We start from the raw sequence: 11469 nt of genomic DNA on the forward strand, positions 1-11469 counted from the left end.
CATACCATGCTTGATGCGGAGAGGTTTCTAAAAGAGCACGAGCCCTTTAACTACTTGCCGCCAGAGATCCTTAAAAGTGTGGTTTATAGTCTGCAAGTTCAGTATTACAAAAGGGACGAGGTTATATTTCAAGAAGGACAAACACCTCTGAGCAGTTTATACATAGTTAGAAAAGGGGTTGTTCTTCTCAAAAGAGACACAGAAACTCTGGATTATCTTCAAGAGGGAGAAAGCTTTGGTTTTGTTTCTCTACTAACTGGGAAGTCACCTTCTTCTACTGCTGTGGCTTACGAGGACTGTCTTTTGTTTTTGCTTCCTGACAAGATTTTCAAAAAACTCTGCAAAGAATACGAAACCTTTAATCAATACTTTCTCAGGAAGCTGGCAGGTAGGTTTGAAAGAAAAAAAGAAGAAGGAAATACTCTCTTAGAGAGGCTTGCTAGGGTTCAGGTGAAGGATATGAACCCAAAAAGGATACCCGTGGTAGAAGCAAACACCACTTTGGATGCAGTTATAAATCTGATGGCAGAAGAGGATTACAGAGCTGTATTGGTCAGACTTCAAGATGGTTATGGCATCATTACAGAAAGGGACATTATAAAACGTATGCTGGCACAGGGGAAGGATCTGACACAAACTACAGCTGCCGAAATAGCATCTTTCCCTGTATATGGTGTAGAAGAGGAAGACTATCTTATAGATGTTTTAACCCTGATGTCCAAACACGCAATAAGGAGGGTGGTTGTTTTTTCTGATCAAAAACCCACAGGAGTTTTAGAGGATAGAGACATAATACTCTATGAAAGTAGAAATTTTGTTTTCCTCTTTAAGGAAATAGAAAAGTCAAAGGATGAAGAAGATTTAGCATTTCTATACAAGCAAACTGCTAAAGCAATTGTGGAATTAGTTTTAGAAGGAGCAGACCCAGAGAGGGTGGGTAAATACGTATCCGAGCTTAACGACCGTTTTATGAAAAAGGCAGTATTCTTGGCAATAAAAAACCTCGGGGAAGAGCCCTTAGTCCCCTTTTCCATACTCGTTCTGGGAAGCGAAGGTAGACAGGAGCAAAGTTTAAAGACGGACCAAGACAACGCCCTAATTTACAAAGAAGTCCCCATAATAGACTTTGAGCCTAAGGAGTATTTTAAAAGGTTTTCTGAAGAGTACATAAAGGTTTTGTTAAAGGTTGGCTTTCCTCCTTGTCCCGGTAATGTTATGATCTCAAACCCAGAATGGAGAGGATCTCAAGAAGAATGGAAAAAAAGGGTAAATTTATGGATAGACACACCAAAACCCGAGAATATCTTGAGTTCCGCCATATTTTTTGACTTTAGAAGCGTTTTCGGAGACAAAACTCTGGCAGATAGCCTCCAAGAATTTGTGGAAAGAAAGCTAATAGGGCAAAGTCTTTTTTTGAGTTATTTAGTCGGGGAGGGATTAAAATTTAGGCCACCTTTAACCTTTCTTAGAGGTTTTGTAGTTGAAAGGACAGGTGAACATAAAGGTGAGCTTGATATAAAGAAAGGTGGAATCTTTCCCATAGCCCATGGCATCAGATGTGTTAGTCTTGCCAACGGAGTGCGCGAGAGAAATACCTACGACCGAATAAGAAAGCTAACAGAAAAGGGGATCATAGAAAAGAACTTTGGAAAGGATCTCTTGGAGACTTACAGATTTCTAAACATGCTACGCTTCAGAGTTCAGGCAGAAAAAATAACAAGCGGAAATGAACCGGATAATTACTTAGATCCAAACAAGCTTTCGAAACAGGAGCGAGGAATGTTAAAGGATGCCTTTAAAGTAGTTGAAAACTTTCAAGAGCTACTCCGAGATCTTTTTAGCACAAGGTTTTTAGAATAAACGGTCTTATCTAACCTTGTGTTATACTTAACTTCATAAGGTTTAGCTAAGCCCTTGAAGAAAGAATGAAATTCATAATCTTTCTGTGTATCTTCCTTAGCTCCTGCTCTTTGCCCAGAATTGTTATACTCGGCGATTATCTTACTGCAGAGGAACACGTAAATTTAGGTTATGTTTATGAAAAACAGGGCAAGCTTGATTTAGCCGAAGAAGAGTACAAAAGGGCCATAAAAAAGGACAAAAAAAACTTTATAGCCTACTTCAACCTTGGTAATGTGTATGCTAAAAAAGGTGATTACGAAAGGGCGGAAGTTTATTATAAAAAGGCTATAAAGTTAAAGGAGGATCCGGACGTTATGAACAACCTTGCCTACGTGCTCCACAAGCAGGAGAAAAAAGAGGAAGCTCTTTCATACATAAAAAAGGCCCTTGAACTAAAAGATGATCCCTTATATAGGGAAACATTAGAAAGCATACTTAAGGAGTGATGGAATGCTACATACTCGCTGGAGGACAGAGTAAGCGTTTTGGTGAAGACAAGACCCTTTTCAGCATAGGTGGTATGCCGTGCATCCAAAGGATAGTGCAGGAAGCTAAAGAAGTATGCAGTGAAGTTTTTGTGGTTTCAAAGGATACAGAAAAGTATAGATTTTTGAAAGATGTTAAACTTCTAAAAGATATCTCCCAAAAACAGCTACCTTTGATTGGTCTGTACACTGCTTTAAATCACACCAAGGAGGATAGGATAATTGTTCTGAGTGCAGACATGCCACTAATAAAATCTGACTTAATCTTATACCTTTGGAACAAATACGACAAAAACATAACGCTGTACGAAATTGGGGGAAAGATATACACATTTTTTGGAGTTTACCCAAAGGAAATCCTAAAACCCTTGGAGGAATATCTAAAAGCTGGAGGAGTGAAGGCTTTAGATTTTGTGCGTGCGGTTGGATATACTTCAGTTAAAGAAAGCGAGATAGTCCGGTTGGGCGTCTCTACGGATGCTTTTATAAACATGAATACTAAAGAAGACGCAAGGATTATATTAGAAGTCTATGAGAGAATTAAAGCTAAAAATTTTAGGAATGACCTGTGAGCACTGTGTGAGAACAGTAAAGAATGCCCTTTACAGTGTAGAAGGGGTTTCCGAAGTGGAAGTTTCTCTTCAGGATCAGTTTGCTAGAGTTGTTTTGGAAGAGAGCGTATCTTTTGAGACTCTGAAGACTGCCGTAGAAAGCTTTGGATACAAAGTAGTTGATGAGGTTTGAGGATGTGAAAGATAGAATAGAAAATCTACAGTATTTTAGCAAGGGTTGGCGCGGGATAATTTACAGAGGGCGCTTTGAGGAAAAAGAGGTGGCAGTAAAAGTTGCCAGAAGCGTAGAAAAGGAGTATTCCATAAGGAAGGAGGCTGATATACTTGAAAGACTAAAAGGTTACAAACATTTTCCTCAAATCTTACTAAAAGGGGAAGATTTTTTCATGTATGAGTTTATTGAAGGTAAGCCCATTGAAGAGTTAGAGCTGACACCTGAGGAAAAGTTAAAAATATACCTTCAGGTCCTTGATGTGGCTTTTCTTTTAGACAGTTTAGAAATTAACAGGGATGAGTTTGCAAGACTTGACAAAAACCTTCTGATTGGCAAAGATATAACGGTTTATTTACTTGACTTTGAAAGGGGACACATGAACGCTAAGAAAACTCATAACTTTACCCAATTTTTGCAATTCTTAAGGAAAGAAGGTATATTATCCTATCAGCAGGCTGTAGAGTTAGGAAAAGCCTATAGGTCTGACCCAAAGGGCATATACGGACATGTTAAGGATATCCTTGTACGAGCTTTATCACACTCTTCTTGATATTTATGGATATCAAAACTGGTGGCCTGTGGATGAACACTATCACAAAAGCAGAGGGACAGATCCGAGGGATGAGATAATAATAGGCACAATATTAACTCAAGGCACCGCATGGAAAAATGTAGAAAAAGCTTTAGAGAACATTAAGAAAGAAGGAGAACTCTCACTAAGGTTTATAAGAAAAACAAACCACGAAGAGCTTGCTAAACTAATAAAACCTTCTGGTTTTTACAAAGCTAAAGCGGAAAGACTAAAACGGGTGGCTAATTTTTTTAACCCCACTGATGTGGTCAGGAAAGTCAGTAGGGAAGAATTGCTTAAAATTAAAGGTGTAGGTAAAGAATCAGCGGATGCAATTCTTCTTTATGCAGGGGATAAACTAACCTTTGTGGTGGATGCCTATACTATCAGGTTATTTAAAAGACTTTATAACATAGAGGGGGATTACGACAGGCTAAAAGCTCTTATAGAGGATAGTATTCCAAGGGATATAACCATTTACAAAGAGTTTCATGCTTTGATAGACACCCATGCAAAGATGTACTGTAAGAGCACCCCCAGATGTGGGGAGTGCTTTTTGAAAGATTTTTGCATTAGTGCAATCCAATCCTTTTAAGTATTCTATCGCGCCATAACCAGATGAGAACACCCATAACTATAAAGTAGCCGATAGTTACAACTCCCATGACCTTCCTCTTTGACTTTTCTTCTGGGGGAGGTTCAGCCACGGATTTTAAATAAGCCACTATCTTTGCGGTTTCTTCCGGTCTGCCTGTCATAACTGGTGGCATGGTGGTGCCTGGTAGGATTTCTTGAGGCTTGAGAATGAAGTTATAAAGATAGCCCGGTCCTTTAACAAGGTAGCTTGTAGATAGGTCAGGTGGAACCTTACCAAAAGATTCCTTCAGGGTATTTAAATCATTTGCAAACACCGCCTGGTAGATGTCATTCGGTAAAACTTTTCCATACTTTTCTTGAAGGGATTGAAGAATGGGGTTAGCCTGGATTGAACTAGGATAAAGCGAGTCGTACCTTACAGAGTGGCAGGCAGCGCAGTTTTGTATGAAAAGCTCCCTCCCTTCCTTAGCGTATTTTACGTCCATTATTATCTTTTCGTGCTCTTCTGGTATTTCGTACTCTGCATGGGGGGCAAATATGTTGTTAATCCACACTATGTAAAAGAAGACTACCACTAAGACTGTTAAGAGTATAGCCCTTATCATTGCCTATCACCTCCCTTAGCTTTATACCAGCCCCATTCTATAAGGGATATTATCGGCAATGCTAAGAAGAAAGACAGAAAGCCTAACGTAAATATTAACCCAAGTAGAGCGTTGGTTGGAGTGGGTGGCATAGTTCCAAGTATAGTAAGAGCCATGGAAGATATTACAAGCACTATGAACATTATAAAGAACAGTGGTCTGTTTCTTGCACTCCTAAGCGGTGAGAAATCCAAGAATGGGAGTATTAACAGAAGCAGAAGGGCTAAGTTGAAGACTACAAATCCCAAGAACTTATCCGGAATTGACCTAAACATAGTGTAGAAGGCCAAAAGATACCATTCGGGCGCTATGTGTGCAGGAGTTTTGAAAGGATCCGCTGGGTCGTAGTTGTCTGCCGGTAGGAAGTGTTTCATGTAGAAGAACACAAAGAAGAAGAAAACTGCTAAGTATCCCATCAAATAGGCACCTTCTTTTAATGTTATGTACGGGTGGAAAGGCACACCTTCTTTTTTCTTGTCTATTTCTCTACCGTCTGGAGATGTTATACCGTGGGCCCTGACTAGGTAGAAGTGAAAGCCTACTAAACTCAGGAGTATTAAGGGAAGTAGCCATATGTGGAGTCCGTAAAACCTTCCTAGGGTTATCTGCCCAAGCTCATAACCACCTTTCATCCATATGGATATGGTTTCTCCTATTTTGAGCTTTCCTATTATGGGAGCACTGTCTATGGAGGTGGGGATTTCAGTGGTTACCACCATACCCCAGTAGGATAGCTGTCCCCAAGGAAGCAAATATCCGGACAAAGCAGTCATCAGAAGGACAAAGTATATAAAGAAGCCCACTATCCAGGTTAGCTCCCTTGGTTTTTTATAGGCGTTGTAGTATATGCCGGTGAATATATGAAGATAGACTACAGCTAAGAAAAAGTTTGCACCTGCTGCATGGACCTGACGCAACAACCACATAAAGGGAACTTCTTTCATTATGGTGTAGTTGACGCTGTCAAAAGCCCTGTGTATGTTTGGCTCATAATACATAGTCAGGAATATACCAGAGATCACCTGAATTAAGAAAGCGATCAACGCCATTACGCCAAAAGCGTAAGGGAAAGTCAAATTCTTAGGCACTTTGTATTCAACCATCTGAGATTGCCAAAGATCTGAAAGCTTGCTTCTGTCGTTAAACCATCTTCCTATTCTTCCAAACATGTTCCTACCTCCTTTGCATTAAGTAAGTTCTTTAACGAAACCTTCTTCTCCTATTACGAGTTTGTTGTTTTCTTTCTTTTGAGGAGGAACAAAAAGTGGTCTTGGTGGTGGCCCTGCTATGTTGTCTCCCCATGGGGAGTAATATCCTCCATGGCAGGGACAGTGGAATATAGGATAGTTAAACTCTCCTTCTCCCTGTGGTTTCCAGAGCGGTACACAGCCAAGGTGGGTGCACACCGCTATTAGGGCATAGGCATTTTGTCCTTGGAGTAGCTGACTATTTCTAGCTTCAGTCACCTTACCGTTCCACTGAAAACCCTCTGGCAGCTTTACCACAAACACGGGCTTTCCTTTCCAAGATACAACTCTGACCTGAAGGTCCTGTATCTGGGATAGGTCTACCTCCACCTTTGCCCCTGCCAAGGAAGCCTGACTGGGAGAAAGAACTTTCACGAGTGGATAAAGCACCCCAACTACCCCTAAGGCACCTAAACCTCCTACTGCTAGACCTAAAAGGTCCCTTCTTGAAGCCTCCATTGCACAGCCTCCTTTAATAAAGTTAAGAAGTAAATTATATATCAATATTCTAATTCAACGTATAAATTATCACTTGATCATCTTAAAATACACTTTAGTGTCTGAAAATTAAAGCTAATTTTGGGTTTATAATAATTTTGATGTTTAGAATCCTGATTACAGATCCGATTTCTGAAAAGGGTATTGAGATACTTAGAAAGGAATCAGATTTTGAGGTGGATTACGAGCCAGACATTTCCTATCAGGAACTTTTGGAAGTTATAAAAGACTACGACTGCATAATCACAAGAAGCAGAACTCCAGTTACCGCAGAACTTTTGGAAAGGGCGGAAAACTTAAAAGTAATTGGTAGAGCTGGTGTAGGTGTGGATAACGTAGATATTGAGGAATCATCAAAAAGGGGCATTTTGGTCATTAATACCCCTGGTGCAAATACCATAGGCGCTACCGAGCTTACAATTGGTCATATGTTAAACGTTATAAGAAACTTTCATGTAGCTCACAACTCTATGCTGGAAGGAAGGTGGGATAGGAAGAAGTTTATGGGTACAGAGTTATACGGAAAAACCTTAGGAATAATAGGTTTGGGGAATATTGGCTCTCAGGTGGCAATTAGATGCAAAGCCTTTGGGATGAGAGTCTTTGCCTACGATCCTTACATTCCAAGGGAAAAAGCAGACAGACTTGGAGTAAAACTCTTTGACGATCTGAAGGAAATGTTAAAGCAGGTGGATGTTCTGACCATACACGCTCCGCTGACCCACGAGACAAAGCATATGATAACAAGAAGAGAATTTGAACTGATGAAGGATGGGGCTATACTGATCAACTGTGCCAGGGGTGGGATAGTAAAGGACGAGGATCTGATATGGGCTTTGGAAACTGGCAAGCTCGGAGGAGTGGGGCTGGACGTTTATTCGGTAGAACCACCACCTTATGAGTTTATAGAAAAGCTCAAAAAGTTTCCCAACGTGTCCCTCTCACCGCACATAGGAGCCAACACTTACGAATCCCAAGAGAACGTGGCGGTTATAATAGCCCAGCAGGTGGTTAAGGCCTTAAGGGGTCAAACGGTAGAGTATGCGGTAAATGCTCCCTTTCCAGACCTTTCCGTGCTTACTCTGATAAAACCCCATCTGGATCTGGCAGAGAGGATGGGTAAATTTTTAGTGCAGTGGGCTGAGGAAGGAATAAGGGAGGTGCATATAGAAGTTAGAGGGGATATAGCGGAGCATTTCCATCCTATAGCTTCTGCGGTTTTGATGGGAATACTCAAAGAAGTGGTAGATTTTCCCATAAATATAATAAATGCATCTTATGTAGCCAAGGATAGAGGTTTAAAGGTTGAGGAGCTAACATCTACAGAAACTGTAGATTTTAAGCACTACATAAAAGTAGTTGCAAAATCAGATGGATACGAAAAGGTAGTGGTTGGTACTGTGTTGGAGGGGAACATTCCGCGTATTGTGCAAATAGACAAATACAGGGTGGATGTGGAACCAGAGGGCATAATGCTTCTGTTTGAAAACAAGGACGTGCCCGGAGTGATAGGAAAGATAGGGACTCTGCTAGGAAAGGCAAATGTAAATATTGCCGGATTTAGGCTTGGAAGGGAAAAGAAAGGTGGCATAGCCCTTGGAATACTAAACTTGGACGATGAAGTGCCTGAAGAGGTAATAGAGGAGATAAGAAAACTCCCAGAGATTCTGCTTGTGAAACAAGTAAAGGTATAAGGTTTTTGTTTTCTTGGCGGAGAATTGGGGAAGGGGTAGATGTTTTAAAGACTTGACAATAACACACTAAATATTATTATTAATCCTACTATCAATTTGGAGGACAGAGATGTTTAGTGAGAACATTCTTTCCGCAAAGTCTTTGGAATACCTAAACAGAGCAAAGGAACTGGCAAGATCCCAGCAGGATACTAAGGTAGATACGGATCACCTTCTTATGGTTATGCTGGCGGACGAAAAGTCAGCTCTTAGAAAGTATCTTGAGAGGAGGGGAATAGAGCCTAAGGAGTTCTTAAAGAGGGTAGGGGAGTATTTAAACAGAGTTAAAGGGCAGGTTCAGAAGGTAGCGGAGCAAGAAGCTAAGCATCTAATAGACCTAAGAAGCAAGATAATGCAAATAAAGTCTGACATAGGACAGGTTCAGATAGAGCTGGAAAAGATAAGAAGAGCAAAGGAAGATGTTAAAAGGGAAATAGATAGAGCAAGAAGATATGGGGATTACTGGAGCGTTAGGGAGTTGGAGGTTGAATATGCAAGGCTTGAGAGGATAGAATCCCAGTACAGGGCTCAGTTAGATAGCGTGGAGAGAAGTTTGGTGGGGGTTTTTAAGCAAGAAGACGTAAGGGCTTTCTTAGAAAACAAGCTTTCTATAGATGGATTGGTTAAAAAGGCTTTGGAACAATCTCCTGTCTTGGAACAGCTAAAGGAGATCGGTTTATCTCCTGAAAGGTTCAAGGATCTTGTTTATCAGAGAGTTTTTGGAATAGCACCTGCTTTTGATTACTCTCAAAACTTGGTTAAAGTGATGGAAAGGGCTCAAGACTTGGCTGTGAGAGAAGGAAAAGCACAGGTGGAACCTTATCACATAGCTACAGCCTTGCTTGAGGTGGAAGAATCCATAGGTAGTAAATTATTAAAAGAAAGCTTAGGAGGTGAAAGGATGAAAGATGTAAGCCAAGAGCTAAAGGAAGAGGAAAGGTCTCCTCTGGAGAGGTTTGGCACAAATCTAACCCAGCTTGCAAAGGAAGGCAAACTGGATCCAGTTATAGGCAGAGAAAGGGAGATAAATCAGGTAATAGAGGTGCTTCTTAGGAAGTCTAAGAATAATCCTGTCTTAGTTGGTGATCCAGGCGTTGGTAAAACCGCCATAGTGGAGGGGTTGGCTCAAAGGATAGCAAACAAGGAGGTTCCCATCGAATTACAAGATAAAGAGGTTATAAGCATAGACATGGGCTCTTTGGTGGCAGGCTCCAAATACAGAGGTGAGTTTGAGGAGAGACTAAAAAGTCTTTTGGAGGAAGTAAAGCAAAAGTCTAACGTAATACTGTTCATAGACGAAATTCACACGGTGGTTGGGGCAGGGAAAGCTGAAGGCTCCTTGGATGCGGGGAACATGCTAAAGCCTGCCCTGGCAAGGGGAGAGATAAGGCTTATTGGTGCTACCACGGTAGATGAATACAGGAAGTACATAGAGAAAGACCCAGCTTTGGAAAGAAGATTTCAACCTATATACGTAGATGAGCCAACCGAAGAAGAAACCATAGAGATACTAAAAGGTCTGCGCCAAAGACTTGAGAATCACCACAAAGTGAAAATATCCGATGAAGCTATAGAGAGTGCAGTAAAACTCACCAAAAGGTTCGTCACGTTCAGAAAGCTTCCAGACAAAGCTATAGACGCCCTGGATCAAGCCTGTGCAAGGAAAAAGCTCTCGGTAGTCTCCGTTCCACCAGAGATCCAAGAGCTGGAAAGAAAAATAAAAGCTCTGGACGAAGAAATACAAAAGGCTTTCTTAGAAGGAAGTTACGAAAAGGAAGCTCAGCTGAAAATAAGGAAGATACAGTTAGAAAAGGAAAAGCAAGATCTTCTTTCCAAATTGGGAAGTATAGATCTTAAGATACAGGAAATCAAAAAGAGGATGGAAGAGCTAGACAGCGAAATCATCAAAGCTTCCGAAAGGGGAGACTATGAGAGGGAGGCAAACCTAAAGATAGAGAAGATAAAGCTTGAGAAGGAGCTGAAAGAGCTTGAAAGTGCCAAAAGCCAGCAATTGGTGGTAAGCTCCGAAGACGTTGCTCAGGTGGTTTCTGAATGGACTGGCATCCCCCTTTCTAAGCTAAAGGAAGAGGAAATGGAAAGGCTGTTAAAACTTGAAGAGGAGCTTCACAAAAGGGTTATAGACCAGGAACATGCGGTTAACGCGGTAGCTCAGGCAATAAGAAGAGCAAGGGCGGGACTGAAGGATCCAAAAAGGCCCATAGCCAGCTTTCTATTCTTGGGTCCTACTGGAGTAGGAAAGACCGAACTTTCAAAAGCACTGGCAGAGCTTCTCTTTGGAGAAGAGGATGCTCTCATTAGGCTTGACATGTCAGAGTTCAAAGAAGAGCACAGCGTAGCAAAGCTAATAGGCGCTCCCCCAGGTTATGTAGGTTACGAAGAAGGCGGAAAACTAACAGAAGCAGTAAGAAGAAAACCTTATTCTGTGCTTCTTTTAGACGAGATAGAAAAAGCCCATCCAAGGGTCTTTGACCTGTTCTTACAGGTGCTGGACGACGGAAGGCTAACAGATTCGCACGGAAGAACGGTAGATTTTAGAAACACAGTAATCATAATGACATCTAACATAGGTTCCCAGTATCTTCTTACTGATAAGATAGAGCAGGAGTTTGAAAAGGCAAAGGAAAAGGTCTTAGAAGAACTAAGATACTACTTCAGACCAGAGTTTCTAAACAGGATAGACGAGGTGATTGTCTTCAAACCTTTGACTATGAAGGAGTTACTTCAGATAATAGACCTGCTTATTGCAAACATCAACAAGCGCCTTGCAGAGAAGAATATAAAGATAGAGCTAACAGAAGAAGCAAAGAAGCATTTGGTTAAGCTTGGATACGAACCTACTTATGGTGCCAGACCTTTAAAGCGAACTCTTCAGAGGTATCTGGAAAATCCTTTAGCGGAGAAGATAATAAAAGGTGAGATAAAAGAAGGAGATTTGGTGCGTGTTAGTTTATTGAACGAAAAATTGGAATTTGAGAGAGTATAATA

The 11469-nt window shown here is 41.0% G+C and carries 11 protein-coding genes; 8 read left to right on the plus strand and 3 right to left on the minus strand.

The window, feature by feature from the left end:
- Positions 1 to 6: 6 nt before the first annotated feature.
- The 6 genes from V7P40_RS02215 to V7P40_RS02240 all read left to right on the plus strand — a co-directional run bounded on the left by V7P40_RS02215 (position 7) and on the right by V7P40_RS02240 (position 4339).
- Positions 7 to 1860, plus strand: a complete 1854-nt coding sequence (locus tag V7P40_RS02215; protein WP_333784337.1) for a putative nucleotidyltransferase substrate binding domain-containing protein — start codon at positions 7 to 9, stop codon at positions 1858 to 1860.
- A gap of 65 nt (positions 1861 to 1925) precedes the next feature.
- Positions 1926 to 2348, plus strand: coding sequence for a tetratricopeptide repeat protein (locus V7P40_RS02220; RefSeq protein ID WP_333784338.1), 423 nt, complete (start codon positions 1926 to 1928; stop codon positions 2346 to 2348).
- A complete protein-coding gene (mobA, locus tag V7P40_RS02225) occupies positions 2348 to 2959 on the plus strand; it encodes a molybdenum cofactor guanylyltransferase MobA (RefSeq protein WP_333784382.1) in 612 nt (203 codons plus the stop codon). The genes V7P40_RS02220 and mobA overlap by 1 nt, the downstream gene beginning before the upstream one ends.
- Complete coding sequence (locus V7P40_RS02230; protein ID WP_333784339.1) at positions 2949 to 3131, plus strand: cation transporter; 183 nt, start codon at positions 2949 to 2951, stop codon at positions 3129 to 3131. Before mobA ends, V7P40_RS02230 begins: the two co-directional genes overlap by 11 nt.
- Positions 3132 to 3135: 4 nt before the next feature.
- Positions 3136 to 3723: a hypothetical protein gene (locus tag V7P40_RS02235; RefSeq protein WP_333784340.1), complete on the plus strand. Its 588-nt coding sequence runs from the start codon at positions 3136 to 3138 to the stop codon at positions 3721 to 3723.
- The gene (locus V7P40_RS02240; protein WP_333784341.1) at positions 3680 to 4339 is read left to right on the plus strand and encodes an endonuclease III domain-containing protein; all 660 of its coding nucleotides are present in this window, start codon (positions 3680 to 3682) and stop codon (positions 4337 to 4339) included. Before V7P40_RS02235 ends, V7P40_RS02240 begins: the two co-directional genes overlap by 44 nt.
- Here the strand turns inward: V7P40_RS02240 and V7P40_RS02245 are convergent.
- Genes V7P40_RS02245 through petA form a run of 3 tightly spaced genes read right to left on the minus strand, consistent with a single transcriptional unit; the run spans position 4317 to position 6691 of the window.
- Complete coding sequence (locus V7P40_RS02245; protein ID WP_333784342.1) at positions 4317 to 4946, minus strand: c-type cytochrome; 630 nt, start codon at positions 4944 to 4946, stop codon at positions 4317 to 4319. The two genes, V7P40_RS02240 and V7P40_RS02245, sit on opposite strands and share 23 nt — an antisense overlap.
- Positions 4943 to 6154, minus strand: a complete 1212-nt coding sequence (locus V7P40_RS02250; protein ID WP_333784343.1) for a cytochrome bc complex cytochrome b subunit — start codon at positions 6152 to 6154, stop codon at positions 4943 to 4945. Before V7P40_RS02250 ends, V7P40_RS02245 begins: the two co-directional genes overlap by 4 nt.
- Before the next feature lie 18 nt (positions 6155 to 6172).
- Positions 6173 to 6691, minus strand: coding sequence for a ubiquinol-cytochrome c reductase iron-sulfur subunit (petA, locus tag V7P40_RS02255; protein WP_333784344.1), 519 nt, complete (start codon positions 6689 to 6691; stop codon positions 6173 to 6175).
- A gap of 140 nt (positions 6692 to 6831) precedes the next feature.
- Here petA and serA point away from each other — a divergent pair, with 140 nt between their 5' ends.
- Positions 6832 to 8424, plus strand: a complete 1593-nt coding sequence (gene serA / locus V7P40_RS02260; protein WP_333784345.1) for a phosphoglycerate dehydrogenase — start codon at positions 6832 to 6834, stop codon at positions 8422 to 8424.
- Between the two features lie 109 nt (positions 8425 to 8533).
- The gene (locus tag V7P40_RS02265) at positions 8534 to 11467 is read left to right on the plus strand and encodes an AAA family ATPase (RefSeq protein WP_333784346.1); all 2934 of its coding nucleotides are present in this window, start codon (positions 8534 to 8536) and stop codon (positions 11465 to 11467) included.
- Positions 11468 to 11469: the final 2 nt, after the last annotated feature.

The organism is Thermocrinis sp. (assembly GCF_036781485.1).
In the GTDB taxonomy this organism is placed as follows: Bacteria; Aquificota; Aquificia; order Aquificales; family Aquificaceae; genus Thermocrinis.

Bases quoted from the DNA above. Each gene is read 5' to 3' on its own strand.
- serA (WP_333784345.1), top strand. From the start codon at position 6,832: ATGTTTAGAATCCTGATTACAGATCCGATTTCTGAAAAGGGTATTGAG.
- V7P40_RS02215 (WP_333784337.1), top strand. From the start codon at position 7: ATGCTTGATGCGGAGAGGTTTCTAAAAGAGCACGAGCCCTTTAACTAC.
- V7P40_RS02240 (WP_333784341.1), top strand. From the start codon at position 3,680: ATGTTAAGGATATCCTTGTACGAGCTTTATCACACTCTTCTTGATATT.
- V7P40_RS02250 (WP_333784343.1), bottom strand. From the start codon at position 6,154: ATGTTTGGAAGAATAGGAAGATGGTTTAACGACAGAAGCAAGCTTTCA.
- V7P40_RS02230 (WP_333784339.1), top strand. From the start codon at position 2,949: ATGACCTGTGAGCACTGTGTGAGAACAGTAAAGAATGCCCTTTACAGT.
- V7P40_RS02265 (WP_333784346.1), top strand. From the start codon at position 8,534: ATGTTTAGTGAGAACATTCTTTCCGCAAAGTCTTTGGAATACCTAAAC.
- V7P40_RS02220 (WP_333784338.1), top strand. From the start codon at position 1,926: ATGAAATTCATAATCTTTCTGTGTATCTTCCTTAGCTCCTGCTCTTTG.
- petA (WP_333784344.1), bottom strand. From the start codon at position 6,691: ATGGAGGCTTCAAGAAGGGACCTTTTAGGTCTAGCAGTAGGAGGTTTA.
- mobA (WP_333784382.1), top strand. From the start codon at position 2,348: ATGGAATGCTACATACTCGCTGGAGGACAGAGTAAGCGTTTTGGTGAA.
- V7P40_RS02245 (WP_333784342.1), bottom strand. From the start codon at position 4,946: ATGATAAGGGCTATACTCTTAACAGTCTTAGTGGTAGTCTTCTTTTAC.